At 54.3% G+C, this 22,071-nt stretch carries 23 protein-coding genes and 1 pseudogene; 3 read left to right on the top strand and 21 right to left on the bottom strand.

Features of this window, described 5'->3' with window-relative positions; translation table 11 throughout:
- Positions 1 to 602, bottom strand: a pseudogene (locus K5E19_RS20680) (phage tail protein); the annotation flags it as partial.
- Positions 603 to 728: 126 nt separating this feature from the next.
- Here K5E19_RS20680 and K5E19_RS20685 point away from each other — a divergent pair.
- Entirely contained in the window at positions 729 to 1,091 is a 363-nt protein-coding gene (locus K5E19_RS20685; protein WP_156118172.1) for a hypothetical protein, read from the top strand.
- Here K5E19_RS20685 and K5E19_RS20690 read toward each other — a convergent pair.
- The 20 genes from K5E19_RS20690 to K5E19_RS20785 form a co-directional block, all read right to left on the bottom strand.
- A complete protein-coding gene (locus tag K5E19_RS20690) occupies positions 1,056 to 1,697 on the bottom strand; it encodes a hypothetical protein (protein ID WP_177336695.1) in 642 nt (213 codons plus the stop codon). The two genes, K5E19_RS20685 and K5E19_RS20690, sit on opposite strands and share 36 nt — an antisense overlap.
- Positions 1,694 to 1,996 (bottom strand): hypothetical protein, encoded by a 303-nt coding sequence (locus tag K5E19_RS20695; protein ID WP_260411886.1) that lies wholly within the window; start codon positions 1,994 to 1,996, stop codon positions 1,694 to 1,696. The genes K5E19_RS20690 and K5E19_RS20695 overlap by 4 nt, the downstream gene beginning before the upstream one ends.
- Entirely contained in the window at positions 1,990 to 5,562 is a 3,573-nt protein-coding gene (locus K5E19_RS20700) for a host specificity protein J (protein WP_221552847.1), read from the bottom strand. The genes K5E19_RS20695 and K5E19_RS20700 overlap by 7 nt, the downstream gene beginning before the upstream one ends.
- Before the next feature lie 42 nt (positions 5,563 to 5,604).
- Complete coding sequence (locus K5E19_RS20705) at positions 5,605 to 6,222, bottom strand: tail assembly protein (protein ID WP_020690728.1); 618 nt, start codon at positions 6,220 to 6,222, stop codon at positions 5,605 to 5,607.
- Positions 6,215 to 6,934 carry a C40 family peptidase gene (locus tag K5E19_RS20710; protein ID WP_020690727.1) on the bottom strand — a complete coding sequence of 240 codons (720 nt, stop codon included), beginning with the start codon at positions 6,932 to 6,934 and terminating at the stop codon, positions 6,215 to 6,217. Before K5E19_RS20710 ends, K5E19_RS20705 begins: the two co-directional genes overlap by 8 nt.
- Positions 6,935 to 6,936: 2 nt before the next feature.
- Positions 6,937 to 7,674, bottom strand: coding sequence for a phage minor tail protein L (locus K5E19_RS20715; RefSeq protein ID WP_020690726.1), 738 nt, complete (start codon positions 7,672 to 7,674; stop codon positions 6,937 to 6,939).
- Between the two features lie 55 nt (positions 7,675 to 7,729).
- The gene (locus K5E19_RS20720; protein WP_001704112.1) at positions 7,730 to 8,068 is read right to left on the bottom strand and encodes a phage tail protein; all 339 of its coding nucleotides are present in this window, start codon (positions 8,066 to 8,068) and stop codon (positions 7,730 to 7,732) included.
- Positions 8,065 to 11,202: a phage tail tape measure protein gene (locus tag K5E19_RS20725; RefSeq protein ID WP_221552848.1), complete on the bottom strand. Its 3,138-nt coding sequence runs from the start codon at positions 11,200 to 11,202 to the stop codon at positions 8,065 to 8,067. The genes K5E19_RS20720 and K5E19_RS20725 overlap by 4 nt, the downstream gene beginning before the upstream one ends.
- Entirely contained in the window at positions 11,186 to 11,458 is a 273-nt protein-coding gene (locus K5E19_RS20730) for a phage tail assembly protein T (RefSeq protein ID WP_049134815.1), read from the bottom strand. The genes K5E19_RS20725 and K5E19_RS20730 overlap by 17 nt, the downstream gene beginning before the upstream one ends.
- Positions 11,459 to 11,508: 50 nt before the next feature.
- Complete coding sequence (gene gpG, locus K5E19_RS20735; protein WP_221552850.1) at positions 11,509 to 11,940, bottom strand: phage tail assembly chaperone G; 432 nt, start codon at positions 11,938 to 11,940, stop codon at positions 11,509 to 11,511.
- A 10-nt stretch (positions 11,941 to 11,950) separates the two neighbouring features.
- Positions 11,951 to 12,694, bottom strand: a complete 744-nt coding sequence (locus K5E19_RS20740) for a phage tail protein (RefSeq protein ID WP_221552852.1) — start codon at positions 12,692 to 12,694, stop codon at positions 11,951 to 11,953.
- Positions 12,695 to 12,703: 9 nt separating this feature from the next.
- Positions 12,704 to 13,105 (bottom strand): phage minor tail U family protein, encoded by a 402-nt coding sequence (locus K5E19_RS20745; protein ID WP_020690721.1) that lies wholly within the window; start codon positions 13,103 to 13,105, stop codon positions 12,704 to 12,706.
- Positions 13,102 to 13,680, bottom strand: coding sequence for a phage tail protein (locus tag K5E19_RS20750; RefSeq protein ID WP_020690720.1), 579 nt, complete (start codon positions 13,678 to 13,680; stop codon positions 13,102 to 13,104). The genes K5E19_RS20745 and K5E19_RS20750 overlap by 4 nt, the downstream gene beginning before the upstream one ends.
- Before the next feature lie 9 nt (positions 13,681 to 13,689).
- Positions 13,690 to 13,932: a DNA breaking-rejoining protein gene (locus tag K5E19_RS20755; protein ID WP_230852446.1), complete on the bottom strand. Its 243-nt coding sequence runs from the start codon at positions 13,930 to 13,932 to the stop codon at positions 13,690 to 13,692.
- Positions 13,933 to 13,957: 25 nt separating this feature from the next.
- On the bottom strand, positions 13,958 to 14,284 hold the full coding sequence (locus K5E19_RS20760) for a DUF2190 family protein (RefSeq protein ID WP_020690718.1): 327 nt from the start codon (positions 14,282 to 14,284) through the stop codon (positions 13,958 to 13,960).
- A gap of 83 nt (positions 14,285 to 14,367) precedes the next feature.
- Positions 14,368 to 16,383, bottom strand: a complete 2,016-nt coding sequence (locus tag K5E19_RS20765) for a ClpP-like prohead protease/major capsid protein fusion protein (RefSeq protein WP_020690717.1) — start codon at positions 16,381 to 16,383, stop codon at positions 14,368 to 14,370.
- On the bottom strand, positions 16,328 to 17,827 hold the full coding sequence (locus tag K5E19_RS20770; protein ID WP_221552853.1) for a phage portal protein: 1,500 nt from the start codon (positions 17,825 to 17,827) through the stop codon (positions 16,328 to 16,330). The genes K5E19_RS20765 and K5E19_RS20770 overlap by 56 nt, the downstream gene beginning before the upstream one ends.
- Positions 17,824 to 18,039 (bottom strand): hypothetical protein, encoded by a 216-nt coding sequence (locus K5E19_RS20775; RefSeq protein ID WP_001704123.1) that lies wholly within the window; start codon positions 18,037 to 18,039, stop codon positions 17,824 to 17,826. The genes K5E19_RS20770 and K5E19_RS20775 overlap by 4 nt, the downstream gene beginning before the upstream one ends.
- A complete protein-coding gene (locus K5E19_RS20780) occupies positions 18,036 to 20,138 on the bottom strand; it encodes a phage terminase large subunit family protein (protein ID WP_221552854.1) in 2,103 nt (700 codons plus the stop codon). The genes K5E19_RS20775 and K5E19_RS20780 overlap by 4 nt, the downstream gene beginning before the upstream one ends.
- Positions 20,138 to 20,626, bottom strand: a complete 489-nt coding sequence (locus tag K5E19_RS20785) for a DUF1441 family protein (RefSeq protein WP_020884621.1) — start codon at positions 20,624 to 20,626, stop codon at positions 20,138 to 20,140. Before K5E19_RS20785 ends, K5E19_RS20780 begins: the two co-directional genes overlap by 1 nt.
- A 275-nt stretch (positions 20,627 to 20,901) precedes the next feature.
- Between K5E19_RS20785 and K5E19_RS20790 the strand changes: the two genes are divergently transcribed.
- On the top strand, positions 20,902 to 21,441 hold the full coding sequence (locus tag K5E19_RS20790) for a YfbU family protein (RefSeq protein WP_221552855.1): 540 nt from the start codon (positions 20,902 to 20,904) through the stop codon (positions 21,439 to 21,441).
- 295 nt (positions 21,442 to 21,736) lie between these two features.
- Positions 21,737 to 21,976 carry a hypothetical protein gene (locus K5E19_RS20795; protein ID WP_221552856.1) on the top strand — a complete coding sequence of 80 codons (240 nt, stop codon included), beginning with the start codon at positions 21,737 to 21,739 and terminating at the stop codon, positions 21,974 to 21,976.
- Positions 21,977 to 22,071: the final 95 nt, after the last annotated feature.

The raw sequence follows: 22,071 nt of genomic DNA on the forward strand, positions 1-22,071 counted from the left end.
TCAGGAGCAACTGCCGAGTCTGTTTTAAATACCCTGGCATCACCAGTAGGTAATCCAAATGCTCCCACTTGCATGACGTTCCCGGCTGCCGTTCCGACGTCCTTCGTAGCGCTACTTCCCAAACCGAGGTTTGTGCGACTGCCTTCTGCAGTGGTTGCCCCGGTCCCGCCGTCAGCGATTGCAAGCGCACCGTTGCTCCCTTTCTGGGCTAGTTTACCGATGCCGGGGATGGTTACTGGCGTGCCGTTGATGGTTACGGTGATGCTCTGATTTGCCGATGTGGTGGCGAACGTCTCCCACGCACCGATATTCTCGTCATACTCTTTGATAAGCTGAGACATCGCCTGTGCCAGGCCATCGACCGAGATATTGTCAGATACCAGAATGCCGTACTTCTGGCCGCTCAGCGCCGGGGAAGCAGATGGCGTAACCGTCATTGACGTGGCGCTGTTCACGGATGAAATCTGAAACATCTGGACCGGGTTAGACATGACGATAATCGTCTGGCCAGCGCGTACCTGGCTGGCCGGTGCCGTCCAGTTTGTGCCAGTGCCGGTTGCGGTATTTCCGTTAATAGCGATAGTGCCAGTGTTATAAAGCATGAACTACCTCACGATAATAACGATCGTTTGAAACGATCAATCATGTAAAATTGATCGCTCATATCAATCTGACTATTTTTTAAACTCTAATAAAATGGATATTCCCGCATTTACAGGAATGTAGAAATGAAACGATTATTTGCTGCAGTATTTTTGCTGCTGGCTGGATGTTCCAGTAAACACACAGACAACGCATTCAGAATGGACTATCCGGTTGAAGCTGCCCGTTTATCATTGGGCGGTGATATTCACGTGAATATTGACTGCGCCACACGGGAAATGACGGTTATTTCTGACAGTAGCAATGGAATATTTAGCCGACATGTAAATAAACGGCTCAGTAATATTTGCTATAAAAAAACCGATAAACTGGATGTTGTTTATCGCTTCAACGCAGCGAAAGGGGTGAGACAAAATATGATTGCCACTCAGTACCCTCGCGTTCCCCCTGAGTCAAATACCGACAAACTGAGCAATGGGGATTCGTAATCCCCTGCCCTGAAATGTCTGGCTCCAGCTGCGCTGGTTTTTTGAAATGTACCGCCCCTGCAGCTGTGAGCCCGTCCATTTGAGCACTATCCCTGAATAGCCCGTAACGGTTCCATCATCGCTGAGATTGCCAGGGCAGTTATTTACCAGAATCCAGGGGTTAAAGCTCAGGCTCACGGAAAGCGTATTGTTCTGCAGATCATAGTTCGCCGGCACATCGAAGAACCCGACAACACGTGGCATTTTTGATGCGGAAGCTGCGCTCCATATGAGATTCCCTCCGCTGTCAAATACGTCAAGATAACCACTCTGCATTCCAATATTACGTGCAGTCCGGATCATACTCCCCGCATTATCTTCAAGCAGGTCTGCACCCGGCATACCGTACCTGTTTGTGCCCAACTTCAGCCATCGCAATCTGCCGTCATTCCAGAATTGCTGCGGTGTAAAACCCAGCGTGCTGCCATTACCAAACGGGCTATCTACCTGGTAATAACCCTTACTCTCAACAGCTCCGAGAGTCCGCTGGTCATAAAAAAGGGTGGACCTGTTTTGTGAGTCCACCAGCAGTTTACCATCGCTGTTATAAACTTCGAATCCGCTCATTGAAAGTTATAAACCTCCACATTGAGTGTTATCGCAGGGCTTCCGGTTGTCGGCAAATAATAAGCAGTAAAACCGCCGTTATATGCGCGGCAGTGGTATTCATTGACCGTAGCGCCAGTAGACACAATCGAAATAAATGAGCCGTCCTGTGTTATTCCCCCGAAAGAAACGTTTTTCGACGTCTCCCCCGCAGCAAAAGTTACAGAGGTGCTTCCGATATACCGGATCGCATAATCGCTTAAATCAACTGCAATCCGCCCTGCACTATCCCAACATTGCAAACCCTGTGGCATTACCATAACCCCATTCTGACGCGCAGCACATTGTTGCTGTCGTAGATGCGAATGAGAGTGCTGGTTATCAGCATCCTCCCGCCCCCGGCCACGCCGTTGATTTCGAACGTCCCTCCCTTATCAAGCTTCCAGCCTGCAGATCCAGCCACATAATTATTCGACTGGATATAGTTGCCGATTTTGGCATTCTCAATGGTGCCGTCCTGAATGAAACTGGCCCGAATGAATGTCTGCCCGTTCTGGATCACGAACGGCAAAGCCACACTGTTTCCGGCTGCCGTGGTGACGGCGAAGCGGTCAGCCAGGAAGATAACCTGCGACTGCATGCCGGATGGCGTATTCTCAACGCCGATCCCCATCCCCGCGGCGTAATACTGCCCGTTGCTGGAGACGCCAACCTTGATGTTATACATCGCGCTGAGTTCGCCGTTTACGTTCGCTATCGCCTGAGCGTTAGTGGTGATGGCGGAGGTATGCCCGTTCACCGTCGCCGTTATGCCGTTTATCTGCGTGGCCGTGGCCTGCTGGTAATCAGAGAACGTCTGATTCAGGCTATTGATGGATGCCTTGTTGCCGTTAACGTCCGTCTGCAGGCTCAGCAGCGAACGTGCCGTTGCCTCCTTCTCGTTAACGATTACCTCATCAATACGATCCAGCTGCGCGCTGTTACCGGCGACCGTTGCGGATAGCCTTTTGCGTGTGGCCACCTGCGCCAGCCCGTTCTGGATAATGGCAATGGCTGAGTTCTTGACCCCGCCCGTCATGCCGTCCATAGACACACTGATGCTGTCGATTCGCTGGCCCAGCGCGGTATCAGCCGTCGCAACGGTCTGCTCAAGCTGACTGAGTGAAGACGAAACATTCCCGACCGTGCTTGAAAACTCATTAACGCTGGTCTGAACCTTCCCGACGTCCTGGGCATTTTTGGCAATGTCCTTCGCCTGCTGCTCCAGTTCGTCGTTGGCCTGCTTGATATCGTTAGCCATGCCCGCAATTTTTTCATTGCTGTCCACCGCGTTCTCGATCAGGTCCTTGAACGTTTCCGACTCTTTCATATCCGCCAGAATGTCATTCGTTATTTCGCTGACATCTATCGAGGACGTGCCCATGATCCAGTCGGTCCAGTCCCCGGCGTTACCGATACGGTCAATCAGGCGCGCGCGGTACCACTGGCGAACGCCGGCAGGCATGGGGCCATGCTGATAATCTGCAGCCGGGTACGGCACCAGGACCAGCAGTTCAGGATTGGCGTAGTCGGCAGTTGTGGCGCGCTGTATCTCTGTATAGGCCGTGTCGCCAGAGCCATCCGGAAATTTCCAGGTCAGGTCGATATGCCAGACCACATCTTCGGTCGCCAGGAAGTTGAGCGGAGTACCCGGTTTTCCCGTTTTACCGGAGAGATAAGTTGTTTCACCGTATCCCCATGGTGACGACGTATCCTGCGCATTCAGCGCCCGGACGCGCACGTCATAGCTGCCGGAATAAATGCCCTGAACCGAGAAACCCTGCGCGCTGGTAACCGGAACGTTTATCCAGTCCCCGTTGTCCTTACGCCACTGGGCAACATACCTGATTGCGCCCTCTACCTTATCCCATGACACATCCAGGCTTGCTACAGTCAGCCCCTGAGACACATGATCGCTCTCAGTCACCACGATATTCTTCGGAGCAGACAGGACGCTTATCGGCGTGACGGTGATCGGGGGCGACTCGACCCGTACGCCGTCATCGATGTAACGATATTTGTTTGGATCGTGCTGAACGGCCGTAATAGTGAAACCGCCTGTGCTGTCGTCGTTAGCCACGATTGAGGTGACCCTGAAGTACTGTATTGCGAGGTTATCACTGTCTATTGCCCAGACAGCGCCCGTCACAGGAATCTGACTGAATGCCGTAGCCACCGTCACCGTTTTTTTATCGGCGCTCACCGCGCTGATTGTCCGCGTCTGGGCTTTTCCGTCGGGAAGGTTAACCACCAGCCGGTCTTTCGCCGCGTAGTCTATTTCTCGATCAAGGGTAATCTGGCGGCCGTTGACCGCGCTTATGCGGCCCCCGTTCTCCTTGCCGGAACGGAAAGGATCGGCGACACCGATAATTTCAGCGGGCAAAGGGATATAACCATCCAGCCCCACGCCAAACGATACGGTCCCGTCTTTGGCATTGGAGAGCAATACCCAGCGACCGCGTCGGTGCGCTTCACTTTGCGAGGTGCAGCCGATTGCGGTCAGGGACGTCTGCCGGACGTCGTAACGTTCTACAAGCGCCGAATCATAGACCCCCTCAACGGTATCGCTGTAATGGTTCTGCGGATCGGACCAGGACACCAGGCAGGAGCTGTAGCGATTTTTGTATGAGCCACCCGCATAAGTAAACAGCCCATCGATAACGTTTGAGACGTTATAAACCCAGTCAACATCGTCCTGCGGGACGTCTGCCTGGACATAAATCTGATCGTTGCCCCAGAACGTTATTCCACGAAATACCGCGGCGAGATCGTTAAGTACCTGCCAGGCGTCCTCCTGGCTCTGAATGAAAACGTTGCAGGTGAAACGCGGTTCGGTGCCACCGGCCCCGTCGGAAACCATTTCGTCACAGTACTGGGCGATTGAATACAGCGCCCACTTATCCACCATGGACGCATCCACGCGCGTGCCCATGCCGTAAATTTCATCCAGAACCAGATCGTAAAATATCCAGGCGGGGTTATTGGACCAGGCCATTTTGAAACCGCCGGACCATGAGCCAGAATAGGTTCGGGTTATCGGATCGTAATTATCCGGAACCTTTATCAGCTTGCCCTTTATCTTACAGGTCACCTTCGGCGCGCTGCCGTTGAACTGGCTGCTGTCCACTTCGACATACAGTAGCGCGGTCAGAGGATAACGAAGCTTGCTGTCGATGACTTCCGCATACGAAAACACCTTGAAGGCGTTAACCAGTTTCGAATTTGATCCGCTGGCATCAGCCGTAATACGCCTGACCCTGACAGACCAGCCGGACGTGGATTTTGGCAGATCGATACGGTGGTCACGCTGATATTCCGTCGTGGTCTTTCCGTCAAACTTGCCGTTTACAACCGTTTTCCAGGCGCCGCCGTCCGTTGATAAATCGATCGCATACTCGGTAACCGTGCCCACCATATCGCCGTTATCTTTATAGAGATACTGGACCGGAAGGCTGAGCTTGATGCGGATGGCATCCAGGGAAAGGTTGGTAAACTGGCGTGTCCAGGGCGCGGTGGTGGTGACAGTTGTGCCCACCGCCAGCTCGTTATCGACCTGGGGCATCCCGGCAATATAGGTCTGGTCCTGTGTGCCCTTGCGGAACTCCCATTTCACGCCGCTGAAGTTGTATTCCCCGCTGTCGTTTGCCAGCGGCGTATCGTTGAGAAAAATGTTCTGTGCGGTCAGGTCGCCCTGTATTTCCCCCTCAGAAACGGCAATGAGCATTTTTAATTTTGCGACCGACAGCAGATCGTCAGGCTGCTCAACCGGAGTATGCGCGCTACCCCCGCCCCCTTTGGCACCCTGCATGATGGTTTCTTGTTCAAGAAGCTGCATTTTTTCACCCATAAAAAAAGGTGCCGAAGCACCTTTAAGTTAATGGCCGCTGGCCTACTGCTGATCGCTCGAGTACATACCGGCGCTGACTATCGCTCCCCCTGCCTCGATCAGACCGTAAGCCAGGGGGACAGGATGCCCCATAGCGACGGTATTGACCGGCGCCCCGAAGGCATAGTTAGGCGTGTTATCCGTGCTGGAGGATTTACCCGCGCCGAAGGATGGCTGGGGCGTGAGCATCTGGACAACGCCGCCCAGCATCATTGATACCCCGACCCCGGTCAAAATTGACGTGGCGCTGATGGCTGTTGCACTCATCGCCGCCCCCCAGGCTGCCATACTCGCACCGGCGGTAAAGAATGCAGCGACCAGCGCGACGGCACCAACAACTATCTGAAGGACGCCCGAGTTTTTGGCCCCCTCATAAACGGGCACGATCCGGTAAACGCTTCCCCCGCGGGTCATATCGAACTCTTCCAGCCCGATATTGTTATCCCCGTTGAAAAAGGCGAAACGGATCCCCTTCATATGGGCTTCCGACATGTATTTTTTGAAGCCGGGAACCTGCGAACATACTGCCCTGAGCATTTCACGCAGATCGGCAACATCAAACTGAACGCGGGCCCCGAATTTTTTAGCCATCTTACCGTCGAGAATAAGCGTTTTAAGCATTCATGTTGTCCTTATGCCTGACCACCCGGACCGTTCTGTCGCGATAATATTTCCCATACGGCGTACGCGAAGAAAGGTGCCCGAACAAATGATGAAGAATGATGTTGTCACCCAGATATACAGCGGCGTGATTGGTCACCGATGCCTGCACACTCATCATGATGATGTCCCCGGGCTGCATAGCACCGGCGTCAATCTCAACGAACCCCTCACGCTCCCAGTTGTCATCGTAGAGCCGCTCTTTGCCGCTCTCCCACCATTCGTAAGGCACTGAATAGTTCCCGAGGCCAATATCATATTCACGCTGATAATATTCCCGGATCAGCGACCAGCAGTCCGCGTAACCCAGCAACCATTGCCGCCCGGCATAATCCCGGTCTTCACGCGGGGAAATCGTACAAAAATCACCGTCCGGCCAGGACATGATCCCCCACTCAATACCCGACCAGTCACACTGGATGCGGTCCAGCTCGGAGGGCACCAGCCGGACCACATCCGGATGGGAGTGAATGACCATAATGATTTCACCGAGCGCGCGGGCAGCAAGCTGGTCTTCCGGAGAGAGCGTGAATGTTTCCTCCGGTTTATCCGCGATGTTGCGACAGGGAATAAAGATTTGCTGCTGCCCTGACTGAACAATCAGGCCACAGGCTTCTTTGGGGTATTCACCAGCGACGTGCTGACGGATAGCATCCAGCAATTTTTCACGCATTATCATTTCCCCTGCAGGTTGGCGGCCGGAAAGCCCCCGAATGGCAGCGGCGCGTCCGGACCGTGACGATCCTGACAGTCCTGACGGCGACCGCCACATACATCCTTCGACGGATCATCGGTAGGCGTGCCATCCTTGGTAAAATATTTCGTACCGTTGTAGTCGCATCCGGTTCCGCTTCGGTACCAGCCCCGCATACACCAGGTGCAGACAGGCGTAATCTGCCGGGTAGGCAGCTGAAGGCTCTGAATATCGAAGGGAGAGCACAGCTCAAAATCAACCTGTACCCTCGTCTCTGCGGTTTTGGCATTGACGAAAAAGAGTTGTACGCGCTCATCGGCCGGGCTGGCCCCCGGATTGCCGTCTTTCCAGTTGGCGGCATCGAGGTACTTAGAGAGCGTTGTGTGGATTTTTACTTTCGCCCGGACCATGTCATCATACTCCAGGCATAGTGCCGTGACATAGTTCCCGACGTTCCCGACTGAGAGCGTGGGCGTCGGCTGGGACCCGGTGCTTGATAACTCCATACCCTTCAGTTCGTAAGGATGAGGATCGTACTGGTTGCCCTGCCAGATTATGGCGGGCAGGTTCTCAGCGGCGAAGGCTGCCCACCCCTCCTCCTGGATATTGTGCGCATGAAACCGCAGCACCTGATCCATACCGAATTCGGTGCCGTCGATCTCAATCAGCTGAATAACGCTGCCGGGCTCAAGCTGTTGGATGTCTGCCGTAAAACTCATACTCCCCCCATAAAAAAAGCCGCCCGGAGGCAGCTTTCAGTGTTTGTCGAGAAAATCAGGGCGCGAACGCCTGTTCAAAAGTGAAGGCCACAGTGGCTTTTTTCCCGGTAGGGAAAGAAACACTGAACGAATCGGCCTTCATTCTGAACAGCTTTTTTTCACCCCATGGAGTGGTCCACCAGAACGATTTAGTAACGTGAGACATCAGGAAAGCTCGCAGCGCAGCCGCCTCCTGTCTGGTGCCCGTCCAGTCCAGGTTCCACGTTTCCTGTTTGTCGTTGATCCCCATCCCCGCTATCTGTTTGTAGCCATCCCCGAACTGGGCCTGCAGCGTTCGGGCTGTTTCAGTACCCTGCGCTGTTTTTCGCGTGCGCCAGGTAAACGTGTCCGTCACTGTGTCCTCCTCGAATAAAGCACGCCGCCTGCGGACATTTCTTTTTTCAGTCGCTCGGTGATTGTCTGCTGAACAATCGCCTGCAGCTGTTTCGCCGTCCCCGTGGCGTTCGCCTGATTTATGCTCCCGTCACTCCCCTGCTGGCTGATGCTGACTGGGGCATAAACACTGATCCCGCCGATGCCAGCACCGGCTGCGCTACCGCCGCCGACCAGACCACCCGAAGCATACCCGCGCATCAGGCGATAGAGATTAGCCACGCCGATGCGGCTGGTTGATTCTTTGGTGAAGACGAATTCCCCGCGGTGAACGATACCGGCTGGCTCGTACTTGCCGCCGTGCCCGGTAAAACCGCCCACGTCAAAACCCTGTGGCCGGTATGACGGGACCGCGAATGACTGCCCTGCAGAGGAGGTTTTCGCCCCTCCGCTCACCCAGCCCATTGCGCTCTGGATGGTGTAAGCCACCAGCAGCTGGTTGATAACGGACACTATCATTTTAAGGATGGAGCTGGTGAAGTCCCTGAAGCTCGCCTTCCCGGTTGTCGTCAGGCTGGTAAGCTGGCCCGCCAGCCCGCTGAACGTAGCCTGCGAAATCTGCTGAACAGAGCTGAAAACGTTTGTCGCTGAATCCTGATATTCGGCCCAGCCCTGTTTCGCACCGGCCAGCCAGTTTGCGCGCAGGGCATCTTCAGCCTCGAACGTCGCCCTTTGCTCTTCGAGAACCTTTTGCTGCGCCTGAGGGTTGTACGAATAGCTTTCGCTGAGACGCTGCAGCGTAGTTTGTCGCCCGGCTTCCCGGGTGGATACCCCCTCAGACTGAGCCTGTAGGCCCGCCCTGGCGGCTTTTTGCTGCTGCTCAAACTTCACGGCCTGATCGGCCAGCTGGTTGAGCTTTTGCTGCCTGGCAACCTTATCGCCCAGATCGGCCAGCTGCCGCTTGTACTCGAGCGTTTCTTCCTTGTGCGCCAGCAGGGATTTTTCCTGCGCCGTAAGCTGACGACGCCCCGCGGCCTCCTGCAGAACGGTGAACTGATTTTCAGCCTGCCAGAGATCCTGACGCTGTTTGCTTATGACGTCGTTCACGCTGGTATGCTGCTCAAGCGTTTTAAGCTGGGCCTGCAGGGTGAGAAGTTCGGTCTGCGCCTTTTCCTCGGCTTTATCCCCGGCGGGCGTTGAGTAGCTTTTGCCTTTCGGCGTTTTTGGATCCTTCCACTGCTTTTCAATCCCGGCGCGGGCAGCGGCAATGTCCTTTTCAGTCCACAGCGTGGCGACACCGTCTTTCGCATCCTGGCGGTTTTTCTCAATAAGCTGACTGAGCTTTTTCTCTGCTGAAGCCCGCTTTTCTGCCGCCGTCGCGCCGGACTCCACCAGCTGATTAAACTGCTGCTGGTTGCGGATTGCCTGAGCCTGCTGGTCCGTCCGCATTTTTTCCCGCGCGGCTGCCAGCCCTTCCTGGGCATATTGCTGATCGGCAAGATCGTAAGCCTGCTTTTTCAGCTCCACCTGCTGGCGCGCGTTTCTCAGCCTTTCCGCATCCGCTTTCTGCAGAACGTTGTTACCGGCATAATCCGGGTCGACTTTAAGATTGCTGGACAGCGCGCGGTACTCTTTCTCTGCTGCCTGCCATTCAGCAAAAGAGTCCTGGCGCTTCATCGCGGAGTCAGGATTACGCCCTATGCCAAGCATCGCATCCCATGCGCCGGAGGCGGCATTCTTCACCCAGTTCCAGGCTTTTTCGAGGGAGCCAAGATTATCCTCGACCGCCCCGGCGCGCTGAATGACCGCGTCGGAATATGCCCGCATGGCCAGCTCGGCAGCTTTCTGTGAATCCCCCAGCGCCTGAGCAGAAGCTATCTGTTCATACTGGGTGGCCGTCAGAAAGTGAAGGGAATCGTTGAGCGTAGCGACTGCGTTAACCGGATCATCCTTCAGGCGTTTAAATTGATTTATGGTTTCGTCAACGGCCTGCCCGGTAGCCTGCTGCAGCCTGGCGGCAACATTACTGACCATGCTGACGTCATTCCCGCTGAATGCGCCGCTTCCAACGACCTGTGCCAGCATGCCTGCAGCGGCATGCTGCGTGATGCCATTACCGGCCAGCGAGCGCGCCAGCGCCTGAAGCTGCCCTGACGTTTTCCCCGCGTAGTTCCCGGTCAGGATCAGCTGCCTGTTAAATTCCTCAGACTCTTTGCTGCCGTCATACCAGGCCTTACCCAGCCCGAATACCGCCGCGGCAATCCCACCAACCAGGCCGGCGATCCCCAGGCCGCGCAGCGACAGCAGCTGGTCTATCCATCCTGCCCGGTTCGCCAGCGTGATCCCGGAGCCGCGCAGTGCACCTAAGTTACCGCGCATGACCTCGCCGATAAGTACCCCCAGCTCCTGCCGGGCAGCAGCACTTTGCAGCCCCAGACCGTGCGTGGCCACTTTGGCAGATTCAAGTTTACGGATATAGACCTCAGCCGCATCGCTGGCACCGACCTGCGCCGCCTTCATGCGCAGCAGCTCGGTACCGGAGAGCTTTTGCTCTGCAACCTGTTGCTTCAGCTGGCTGAGGAATCGCGTGCGCGCTGCGGCCGATTTTTCCTCCACGATCTGCAGTTCTTTTTGCCGGGCCGTGGTGCGGGAAATAAGGGCGAGATAATCCTGCTGGGTGATATTGCCCTGTGCCCTCGCTGCGCGAAAGCGCGCCTGCACGTTCGCAAGCGACTGTGTCTCACCATTGAGCTGGCGAACGCCGTCAATCTGGCGGAAAAATGATGCCGCCAGTTCATCCTGTCGACGGGCAAGCGCTGCGGCCTGCCCGTCATTCTCACGCATGCGCTGATTAAGCTCGGTCACGCGGCGGTGAGTTTCATCAACGGACTTTGAAACGTTCTGCCAGTCTTTGGTCAGCCCTTCCGTTGCGGCCGACTGGCGGGATTTCATATCTGCGGCAGCCGCCGCGCCAGCGTCGCCCACAGTTTTAAACGCAGCCGCCTGCCGCTCGGAAGCGCGCTGCATTCGCTTCTGGACTTTTTCAGAGTCCTCTGCCATCCCGGTGAGCTGGCCCTTGATGCGGGCAACCTGCTCACTAAACGTGGCGCTGTCGACGTCAAGGTTGATGACCAGATCGCTAATCTGCTGGGCCATATCGGATACCTCCTGTTATCCCCTCAGCTGCGGTCATCAGCGTCTCGTCGTTCGGCTCATCATCGCTGACAACGACACCCGAAGGAGAAAGCAGGCTGAAATGTGCGGGGGTAAGTTCCGGGTCGCGGAAGAAAAGAGTGGAGATGGAATAAAGCAGCTCTGAGAAATGCGCATCGAGCTGCGCGTCCTGAAAATAATGCTCCCGGTAGAACTGGTGCCAGTCGCCCAGCTCACTGGAAGTCATTCCAGCCAGCATGGCGCGCCAGTCGGGTCGCCCGAACTCGCGCGCCAGATTCAGGACAAACTTCAGCTCGCTGGCAAGGGCTTTTCCGCCGTAACGGGTTCAGCGCTTTCGGCCTCCGCTAAGGCATCCGGATCGGCAACGTTGTCATCCTCAACCGGAACGAGCATGCCGGAGAGCAGCTTTATTTCCATTTCTGCTTTACCGATCGCCTCCGGCGGCCAGCCGCTAAGCACCTGCTGATAAAGCGTCTCCACATCCGAGCCGGCCGGATCGTTATGCCACAAAGACATCGCGATCAAACGCGCACCGCAGCGAATATTTGAGCCTATCAGCCTGGCGGTCATTTCCTGATCGCTGATGCCGTCGCTGTCAGCGCTGACGGCCTTTTCCTCTGCGGCCATAAACGTGATGTACTCAATACGCTGCAGCGCCGACAGCTCGAAGATGGTCAGGGATTCTGTTTGCCAGTTGAACTTCTCTTTTTTCAGAAACATGCGTCCTTCCTTACGCTGCTGTTACGGTGACTTTGCAGACCGCAACGAAATTACCGTCGCTGGTCATTACAATAATGTCAGCGGTGCCTGCCGCCACGCCGGTGACGGTGATCACGTTGCCGCTAACCGTGACCGTTGCTTTTGCCCCGTTGGAGGTCGCCACGCGGAACGAGGTATCAGAGGCGCTGGCAGGATTAACCGTCACATTGAGCGTTGTGGTTGCACCGACGGTCACGCTTGCCGTGGCTTTATCGAGCGTAACGCCGGTGACTGGGATATTCGGGCTCCCGCTTTCTTCAGCCAGCTCCGGCTTGCCGGTGTTGGTGATTTTCGCTGTGCGGGTAATAACCTCTTTTGCCGGAATGGCTTTACCCAGGCTGCTGCACCAGCCGCGGAAAACGTCGACGGTACCGTTCGGGTATTTGATTTTGTAATAGCGTACTGAGCCATCAATAAACCATGCGACCAGGTCTTTTTGCCCTTCTTCACCCGGCTTCCAGGCGAGGGTGAAAGAGGTGTCGCCAGCAGATTTTGCCCCCTGAGCGGTCGCGTTCCAGTCGGCGTCCTCGTCGTCGAGGTAGGTGTCGTCATACGATTCGGCGGTCATTTCGCCCGGCGTCAGCTCTTTAATTTTTGCCAGGCGGTTCCAGTCGATATCCGAGAGTGGGTTAGCGAAAGCGTTGCCCGTTCCGGTGTAAAGCCAGAGGGTGGTACCGGCACCTTTCACGGGGGCCAGCGGGTTTGGAGTAGGCATAAGTACCTCTTAAATTGAATAGGTGATTAAGTACGTGAAATCGACTGAACCCCAGGTGGCCATTTCATCATCCCGCTGATAGTCATAACCCTGCGGGGTGAACGTCTCGACCAGTTCGGTCAGACCCGGGATGAAGGCCATTGCCGGATACACTTTCTCTTCCATCCAGGAATCAAGCGCGCTGTCGGGGCTGGAGGCTTTAAGAAATACCTCGATGTGAACAACCGCCTGCCACGAATCTTCGTCAAGCGAATCGCCGGTGTACTCCGCGTCAGAAAGGTATACAGCCACGGCAGGGAGATCCTGCTCTTCAAGAAAAACAGGGCGCCCGTCAAACCAGGTGACGGTGTCGGTGATATCGGCTTTCAGTTTTGCCAGAATGGCTGCACGAATTGCGCTGTGTCTGTTCATCGCTTCAGGTGGATCCTCAGTTGGTTTTTCAGGGCTGCGGACAGTTCTTTGGGCATATCGCTTTCAATAAGGCGCTTTGAAATAGCGGTGAATGCCACGGTGAGCGGTGTCTCCAGAGGAACTTTGACCACATCAATCGGATAACGGGCCTGACCTACGCGCCGCATGACCTGCCAGCGCCCGTTGGCAAGCTGTTGAATAAAAGCGTTACGAAAGGTATAGGGGCCGATTTTGAGGACGCTGCCCGCTCCGTTTCTGACCCCTTTTTTACGCGAGAGCCGGACGCGCGCCGTGCCGAGCTTTATCGCAGGAAGATTACCGCGGTTGATTTTTATCGACGCGACCGGGCGATCGTGACGGGCCTTGCGCAGACGGGAACGCTGGCGGACCAGACGAACCGGAAGCCCCTTTTTCCGGTTATCATCAACTGTTGCTTCTTTCGCTACAGCTTTGCTCCCCTGGCTTATCGTTCTGCTGGCCACCCGGTTAAGTGCTTTTGCGGTTGCCTCAGGAACGATTAACCGGCTGAGGCTGTTCAGGTTCTGAATAGCCCTTTCCAGTCCTTTCACGGACATAGCGCCTCCTCATTCGAGATGGATGCGGGGTTTTCCGTTGAACATGTCATAGCGGGTAACGGTCAGGTTCTTACCGTCGTAGTCGACACTGTCGTTTCGGCGTGGCTGGTAAAGCTCAGAGAAAACCACCAGCGAAGTACCTGTTCCCGACAATGGCCCCATTTCCTCCAGCTGCTCGGCGGGAACAACGTCATAGCTGCTGCCATTGATGATCGCTGTCTTTCCCATCTTTTTTATGGTGGCCGCGTCCATGCGCGCCGCCATCCGGTCAAAGGGGTTAGACATTGATCTTAACTTCAACAACGGTGGTGCTTGCCCCTGCCTCTTCCCAGGCGATACCTGCGGCAACGGCATCCGTTTCTTCGATCGTGATTTTGCCGTCCTTCAGATACACCTGTGCCCCGGCAGTAACTGCATCAGCGGGGACTTTTGGCAGGAGGAATACCCCTTCAGTAATGCCGTCCCCGGTATCGCCGACAGGAATATCCGTAATCGCCACAGCGATAAGTTTGCCAACCACAACCGGATCGCCGCTCTGAATGTCGGTTGTACCACTGTTTACCAGAGGGATCGTTTTCCCGTCCTGCGCATAGTTCTTAGCCATAAATTTCTCCATTCAGCCCCTTGCGGGGCTGGTTTCAGGTATAAAAAAAGCCCTTACGGGCATCTGTTTGTCAGGACTGTTTTTTACTGACCAGTGGATTTGGTCATGCCGCGATAGTCCAGCGGTGCCACACCGGCATCGATACGTACTTTCGTGGCGATACCATCAGTGGTGAAGCCTTCCTGCTGATCGATGTAAGGGGTATCGACGCCGTTGAGATACGCAACCTCGATGGTATCGGTGCCCTTCGCGGCAGCCAGATACCAGGCTTTCGCATCAGCCTCATCCAGACGTGGTTCTGCAATGACTTCTGCAAAGTTCTGGATAGGGTTAACGATCCCGGCATTGATATCTGCACCTTTAACACTGGCCGACTTGATGGTCTGATTTGCCAGAGTTTCCAGGGCGACGGGCACCAGCATGTAGGCCGGACGGATATTCAGGGTTCGCTCCCCCTCCTTCTGCAGACGCATCAGCTTGCGCGACTCGTCCAGGCTGGCCACAGAAATTGCGCCCGCGCTCAGGTTCTTGTGATCGGCATGGAACAGCGCCTTTCCGTCTGAGAGTTTCGGGTTTTTAGTCAAAATGGCATAAACCAGATCGCCAATCGTTGCTTTCGCCGCGCGCCCCATCTTCATCGGTACGTCGGTAAGCTGGTTCAGATCGTCGTTGATGATCGCCTGGCGGGTTACTGAGAAGATTTCACCATACGTGGCAAGCGCGATGGTTTCGCCTTTATCACTGGTAGTGATGTACTTGTACTCAGCCCCTTCGCGAACTTTTCGCAGAGAAGGGAAACCACCCATACCGACACGATGCGCCGTTTTGAAGTCCGACAGCTGGCCTTTTTTGGTCCACTGCTCGAAGGTTTCCTGCGCCTCGTCCCAGCCCTGAATCAGCGCTTTGTTCGCAACATCAAGCAGAATGTTGCCAAAGTCAGAGGTGCTGTGGGTCAGCGCCAGGCCAACCATCTGCATCGGGTTGTAGCTGGCCACGCCGATACCTTTTTCAGTCAGGGCCATACGCGCATACTCGCGCAGCGTCATACCGTTATAAACGTTATCCCGCTCCTGACCTTCGAACCCCGCACGCGCCATCAGTGCCTGGCGAATACCATCCGCGACGAAGTTACCATTGCCCGCATGAATATGCGGCTGGGTGGTTTTATTGGACGGCGTGGCCGTTTTACCGAGTTCTGCCAGCAGCAAATCTTTCGCCTTATCGACGGAACAATCAGGGTCGGCTACACACTGGTTCTGCAGTTCCATGTGCTTATTGCCGAACATGGCAAAGAGATCGCCGATAGCGTTAACACGGGCTTTCTGCTCAGCCAACACCTGCGCGCGGATCGCATTTTCATCCGGTGCCGGGTCTGTTTTTGCCTGCGGTGCCTGAGGCTGGGTAATAACCGGGTCACGCTGGGTAGTGTTGCGCGGCGGGGTGATCATGTTGCGAATGCTTTTTGGCATTTTTTCAAATTCCTCAATACGTTTTGAATGAATACAGGCCATAGCCTGAAGGGATGGTGTCACCTGGTCGGCAAAACCCAGTTCAAGGCACTCGCTGCCGTTCATCCAGGTTTCGTCCTCCAGCATTGCCGCAATTTCTTCGGTGGATTTTCCGGTTTTCTGCGCATAAGCCGGGATAAGAACGGATTCAACCTTGTCGAGAAGATCCGCATAGTCGCGCATATCGCTCGCGTCACCACCAGCAAACCCCCAGGGCTTATGGATCATCATCATCGTGTTTTCAGGCATGATGACCGGATTGCCTACCATCGCAATCACCGAGGCCATGGAGGCCGCGAGACCGTCGATATGCACGGTAATCGCCGCGCCGTGATGCTTCAGCGCGTTATAAATAGCAATACCGTCGAAGACATCACCACCGGGCGAGTTGATATAAAGGTTGATGTGGGTGACGTCCCCAAGTGCCCGGAGATCATTGACGAACTGTTTCGCCGTTACGCCCCAGTACCCGATTTCGTCATAGATAAAAATGTCGGCCTCGCTGTTATTGCTGGCCTGCATGCGGAACCACGAATTACTTTTTGCGCTGGCTTTCGGACGGTGGCGCGCCCGGTTCTTTGGCTTCGGCACTGGTGCCTCCTTTATCATTGGCGGGGTCGGTGTCAAACACCAGGCCCTGTTCACGGTTCTCGTCAACCTCCGCTTTACGGCGTGACTTAACATCATCCGGGTTGCGCCCGCTGGCACGTATCCAGTCGGATTCAGTAGCAGCACCGCCGCGGATCTGCGTTTTCCAGGCATTCGCTTCTTTAACGGGGTCAATCCACGGCATAACGGGCCCCGAATAAACCGCGTTATACAGCGAGTCCATATCGATGCCTCTCGGCAGCTTGATTTCTCCGGCAGCAATAGCCATCTTCAGCCAGGCTCGGTACATGGGCCGGGTCACTGAACCGATGAACCAGTCCTGCAGAATCAGATATCCGTCGGTTGACTCCACAAGCTCCTGCCGCTGGGCACTGTACGTTCCGTTGTAGTTTCTGGATGTGCTGGAAAAGCTGAGGCGACTGCCGGCGGACACGGCACGCAGCTGTCCGTTACGAAACGACTCGAGGTTAGGGTTCGGGCGATCGGATTTAATCATCCCGATTTCTTCCCCGGCCTGCAGCTCGTCATAGAGCATACCGGGCTGAATCATCAGCTCCCGATCATCGCTGCCGGAATCAGAATCGAAGCTCTGTCCGTCGCCTTTTTTGATATACATGCCGAGTGCCGCAGCAATTCTGGCAGCAGTAAGCTCCGAGTCCTCATACTCTTTCAGCGCGCTCAGACGCATCAGAACACCAGACAAAAGAGACGTTCCGCGGGTCTGGTGCAGGCGTCGGGTGAATTTGAGATGAAGCATGTTTTCTGCATCTATCTCTTTGGTATCGAACTGACGCCCGGATACTGGCAGGCTTTTATACACCTGATATTTTTTCGGGCGCCCCCAGTTATCGACAAAAACGCCCTGATTGAGCTGGGTGGCGGCATCGCTGTTCATCGGCACGAAGTCCGGCTCCAGCGCTTCCAGCCAGAACGGCACGCCCGCAACCGGCTGAAGACCATTTCCGGTACCGCGAACCAGCTGAGCAAATACCTCACCGTCCCGGAGCCACGTTCGTAGCATCAGCCGCTCCAGCATGGGGCGGGTAAACTGGGTTGTGACATCGGGTTTTACGGACCATTCGCCCCACTTTCTGCGGATATCAGTGGCCAGCTTTTTAGCGATCTTGCCGTTATTCAGCATCGGATGCGGTTCAACTATGATGCCCTTCGCACCCACCACCCTTTCTTCCAGCTTGTCGAAAACGCCGATCACCAGATCGTGGTTGTTGTCCAGCCAGCGCGCCTGCTGCCTTAGTGAAACCGCCCCCATCTGGCTGAGCTGATCGGCTGAGCGACTTTCCTTCTGGGCTTTGTGGGTACGCGTTTGCTTTACCGCCTCATACGCCTTAATAACCGCACGGGCACGCAGGCGTGAGGCTTTCCAGCCTGGTGAAAACAGGCCAATCGCATCATCTAAAAAACTCATCCAAACCTCGCCAGCCTGTAGCCGGGTCGCCCTCGGCGTTTGTTATTGAGCGTAGCCAGTCGTCGCTCCCATTCCTGACGGCCTTTTCTGATTTCCGACAGGTTTTCGAGCGTCATCTGCTGCCCGTTGAAAGTGATTGATTTCCCCTCCAGAACAGACAGCTCGGCTGCAGCGTAGCGGTCGATCATGTTTTGAATATCTGCTGGATTCACACCCAACCTCCTGACGAAGACCACGGATTAGCCTGCTCGGTTACGGGCTTCTCACGTTTTGGTTTTGATTTAGATTTCGGCGCAGGCGACGGGGATGGCATTTCGCCAGCTTCCGTCTGCGTGTCCTCGATCCACGTTTCCCGCCGTGCCCACTCAGGAGCTGACGGCCATTTGATTTTTTCGTAACCACTAAGGATGGCGAGCGCGTCGGCATAAACGAGCAGGTCAAATGCTTCGTTTGCGCCCCGGCCTGGCTTACTCCATTTCCCTTCATTCGAGCGTTCCTCATACGTCAGTTCGTCATAGAACCAGCTGCCCAGCCAGGCGGGGAAATGCACATAGCCAGGGCCGGGTGAATCACGCCACAGTGCATTATTCACCCGGTCTTTAAGGGCATCGGTCTGGAGAAGATAAAGAGGCACATCCCCCGTCGCCTGTGCGCGGCGCGTTGATCTGCCCGTGTTGTCGGGAAACGTTCGCTGGATAAGTTTGCTGCGCCTGACGCTGTCCCCCTTGAAGAGATAGATACGCTTACCCAGCCCCTCACGGCGACATCTGCGCCAGAACTTGTAGGCATTATCCGTCACGCCATCTTCACCCCCGGAGTCCACGGCCATCGACATCAGCCTCATTCCCTTTGACGGGTCAGCTGCGAGTGGCCACGTTTTATCAAAGACATCGGTGAGTAAAAGATCCCAGTCCTCCGGGTAGCTCGCCGGATCCACCTGTAAGCTTTTCCCGTTTCCGTCGCAGCGCAGCGAATGCCGGATGTTGTAACGGTCAACTATCCAGCGCTCCCCCATACTTCCATAACCCGTAATCTGCACAACAAAACGCCGGTTGCGCCCGGCCTGCACGTCCACGGTCGCGGTGAGAAACTGAACGCCGTCCGGTACCGAACGTTTTGGGACTTCTTCGGCACGCTGCTCGAGCAATTCACTTTTACGCTGCTCCATGCTGGCCCGCGGCAAATAGGGCCTGCCGAAATCGGTGTTAATCACCGTCTTCAGGGTTTCTTCGCTGCGCGTGGATTCGTATTCCTGCTCGGCTGTCAGGAACTTATAAATAAGCTGCGCCCAGGTCTGGTAAGCAGCTGCCGGACCTTCCATCCAGAAGGAGGCAATACGGGAACGACGGCCATCACCGCTAACCTGGCCTTTACTGTCGATGGTTTGCCCGTCCCGGAGCCAGACACATTTCATGTTCAGCGCACGCTTCATGTCAGGCGTGATCCTTCCTTTACAGGCAGGGCACTGAAGAAACGCCGCTTCGCTGGCAAGCACAGGATCGCTGCTGTCGCGGTATCCGGTCATATTGTCCATTTCCGGCTGGAAATATTCGCCGCAATGCGGGCATGGCCAATAAAGACGACGGCGGTCACCACGGTTATAGAGCGATAAAATTCCGGTGGTCGGAGGGGCTTCATGGGGCGTGGAGCGCCGCCATTTTGTGTCTCTGATATCCCTCCCGGGCGAGCTTTCAACCAGCGTCATCCCGGAGGACATGAATGTCGTGGTACGCTTCGATGCCAGTGAAAAAGCATCCCCCTCCCCGTCGATATCTTCAGGAAAGCGGTCATAATCCGTCAGCGCCACACTCTTATAGTCCGAGGACGACATGATATTGACGGATGGCCAGCCCAGCTTCAGATAGTTACCGGCGCGAAATGTTCGGTCGTAGACGTTGTTATCGTTACGTCTTGGGCTCAGCCGGGTTTTAACTTCAGGGCTGCAGCGAAAAGTACGGTCCAGGCGTTTTTTGGAATGCTCGCGCGCTTTTTCCTCAGATACCTGAATCACAAGCATATCTGCCGGATCGCAGACAATGTTATAAACAATCCAGCCGTCAATCAGCCCGATGGTTTTACCCGTTCGTGCCGGGCCCACAAACACCACCGCATCGTATTCACGCGATGCCAGGCAGTTCATCGGCTCAATCACATAGGGTGCCAGATCCGGATCCCACGGAACTGAGTTTCCCGCCCCCATTGGCACGCGCATATAAGTACTGACCGCATCGGCCACCGGCATACGACGCGGGGCTCGTAAAATACCGGAAACATCGCGGCGGATGTCTCTGGCGGATGCCCGCTTTGGCATCAGTCCTCCTCAGGCTCTTCCTCCTCTTTTTCAGCGTCCTGCACCCTCTCCGCCATCTGGTCGCGCAGATCATCGATAACGCTTTGCACACGAACCACCGCAGCAGGCGTTAAGGCACAGTCGCGCTCGAGCACATCCGGGAGGGTTTCAAGTACCATGACGACGGCTTTCGCCATCAATGAGAATTCTCGCGCCACTTCATCTGCGGGTATTAACTGCCCCGTATCCTGTTCGAACTTCAGCCTCTCGTTCTCAGCTTTCCAGTGGGACAGCCTGTCAGAGGGGGGCATATCATCAATGTTGGCCGAAACGGTAGGGATCATCAGTTCGGTCAGAATGTCGGTCACCAGATAGAGCTTTAACTTGCTGTTGCTGCCTGGAGCAGGTTCAACATTTTTCAGTCTCGCGGCAACCGTCTGACGGTGTACGCCGGTTATCCCTGCCAGCTGGTTGATATTGAGTTTTAAAGTGGCAATTTCCTGGTCCATGATGGTGAACACTTTTTGAACGATTCGACATCTAGCGAAAATGGCCTCTAATTAAATCAAAGACCTGCGAACATGATGATGATGACCCTGGATCCGAAAAACTAGCCGTTTCCCGCGAGCGCGCCGCCCCGTGGCAGCCCCGCCCATCTGGGAGGACCCGTAAAACGTGAGTAATTTAATTAAAACTCTTCCTGTGTGGGTAATGACCAAGGTAAATCAAATAGCTATAGTAACCATGCAATCTCTACCACTACCCAAAACCAAAGGTAAAGCGTATGGACATTAGAAACAAAATTGACACAATCCTACTTTGTGACATTGCCAATCACCTCGGGGTTGAAACTGAAATTGATACTGACCTAGTAAAATATGCGATCACCACAGGAAACTCGTGGATCCTAGACGCTAAATACTCAATTTTTAACGTAGAAGAAGCCTCGAAGAAAGATCGTGACTTTGTGGTGGATATCTTGAATATGTATCGAGGTTTATCTGCTGCTATTCGTAAATTACCAGAGGATACGCAAAAGAATTTCGTAGAGAAATTTGAATTAAGAGTAATTGATAAAAACATTCAAATTCCTGGATTCGATGGTAATAATGAAGCGCAGTACTTTTCTATTTTAGAAGCATTTCTTAAATTCGATCGATATGTTGAACAGAAAGAACCAATTGAAAATACCCACTCAGAAACTGTTGATGGCTACTCAAAAATGCTGATGGAGTATAAAAAATTCGGTGCACCTAATCGAAACTTCAAACTCAATGAAGAAGAAATAGCAGCAATTTTAAGCCTCGCACCTCATGGTATTTAAGATGACATAATTTAAGCCCTTGCTACAAGGGCTTTTATTATCTACTTGCTGACAAAAGTCCATATACGTTTTGAGATAACTCAATGAATACACTCCTCCAGCTTATCGTATATAGGGATCAGTTACGTTATATCAATCGATGAGATTTATACGCTTAAAGAACACCGACAAACTCGCTTTTTAAGCGTTACTGAAAAAACTTGTGCGGCTGACATAACAGACTAATTTTTTTGATGTGTTTAATATGCTAAAATTTGTATGCTATATGTTCAAACTCACAAACATAAGGACGAATATGAACAATGACAATGCAATAAAACAACTTCAATCTGAAGTTGCCGCTCTGAAAACCATCATTACGTCAATACTCAAAACTGCTAGTGATGAGCAAATAAACCTTTATGTCAAAGAAGTCTCCATGAACCCAATCCACGAAATTGCAGTTTCCGATCAAACCCAAGCAGCATTGATACAAAACGATGCTCAACGGATTGCGCGGTCATTGGTTGAAGGTATAAAAAAAGGTCGTATGTAAAACATTACTATGAAGCTGGCTTCTGGAATCAGAGGCCGCTTCGTTTCTAACTTAACAGATCTTCCTAATTAGCTTGTTTGGTTACTTTTTGGCAG

This window comes from Enterobacter sp. RIT637 (assembly GCF_019718755.1).
Classification (GTDB): Bacteria; Pseudomonadota; Gammaproteobacteria; order Enterobacterales; family Enterobacteriaceae; genus Enterobacter.

Coding starts and splice junctions, on each gene's coding strand:
- K5E19_RS20690 (WP_177336695.1), bottom strand. CDS start 1,697: ATGAGCGGATTCGAAGTTTATAACAGCGATGGTAAACTGCTGGTGGAC.
- K5E19_RS20740 (WP_221552852.1), bottom strand. CDS start 12,694: ATGCCTACTCCAAACCCGCTGGCCCCCGTGAAAGGTGCCGGTACCACC.
- K5E19_RS20785 (WP_020884621.1), bottom strand. CDS start 20,626: ATGGACCAGGAAATTGCCACTTTAAAACTCAATATCAACCAGCTGGCA.
- K5E19_RS20705 (WP_020690728.1), bottom strand. CDS start 6,222: ATGCTTAAAACGCTTATTCTCGACGGTAAGATGGCTAAAAAATTCGGG.
- K5E19_RS20795 (WP_221552856.1), top strand. CDS start 21,737: ATGAACAATGACAATGCAATAAAACAACTTCAATCTGAAGTTGCCGCT.
- K5E19_RS20715 (WP_020690726.1), bottom strand. CDS start 7,674: ATGAGTTTTACGGCAGACATCCAACAGCTTGAGCCCGGCAGCGTTATT.
- K5E19_RS20760 (WP_020690718.1), bottom strand. CDS start 14,284: ATGGCTAAGAACTATGCGCAGGACGGGAAAACGATCCCTCTGGTAAAC.
- K5E19_RS20725 (WP_221552848.1), bottom strand. CDS start 11,202: ATGGCCCAGCAGATTAGCGATCTGGTCATCAACCTTGACGTCGACAGC.
- K5E19_RS20770 (WP_221552853.1), bottom strand. CDS start 17,827: ATGAGTTTTTTAGATGATGCGATTGGCCTGTTTTCACCAGGCTGGAAA.
- K5E19_RS20710 (WP_020690727.1), bottom strand. CDS start 6,934: ATGCGTGAAAAATTGCTGGATGCTATCCGTCAGCACGTCGCTGGTGAA.
- K5E19_RS20745 (WP_020690721.1), bottom strand. CDS start 13,105: ATGAACAGACACAGCGCAATTCGTGCAGCCATTCTGGCAAAACTGAAA.
- K5E19_RS20685 (WP_156118172.1), top strand. CDS start 729: ATGAAACGATTATTTGCTGCAGTATTTTTGCTGCTGGCTGGATGTTCC.
- K5E19_RS20700 (WP_221552847.1), bottom strand. CDS start 5,562: ATGGGTGAAAAAATGCAGCTTCTTGAACAAGAAACCATCATGCAGGGT.
- gpG (WP_221552850.1), bottom strand. CDS start 11,940: ATGTTTCTGAAAAAAGAGAAGTTCAACTGGCAAACAGAATCCCTGACC.
- K5E19_RS20790 (WP_221552855.1), top strand. CDS start 20,902: ATGGACATTAGAAACAAAATTGACACAATCCTACTTTGTGACATTGCC.
- K5E19_RS20730 (WP_049134815.1), bottom strand. CDS start 11,458: ATGCTGGCTGGAATGACTTCCAGTGAGCTGGGCGACTGGCACCAGTTC.
- K5E19_RS20780 (WP_221552854.1), bottom strand. CDS start 20,138: ATGCCAAAGCGGGCATCCGCCAGAGACATCCGCCGCGATGTTTCCGGT.
- K5E19_RS20750 (WP_020690720.1), bottom strand. CDS start 13,680: ATGTCCGTGAAAGGACTGGAAAGGGCTATTCAGAACCTGAACAGCCTC.
- K5E19_RS20695 (WP_260411886.1), bottom strand. CDS start 1,996: ATGGTAATGCCACAGGGTTTGCAATGTTGGGATAGTGCAGGGCGGATT.
- K5E19_RS20755 (WP_230852446.1), bottom strand. CDS start 13,932: ATGGACGCGGCCACCATAAAAAAGATGGGAAAGACAGCGATCATCAAT.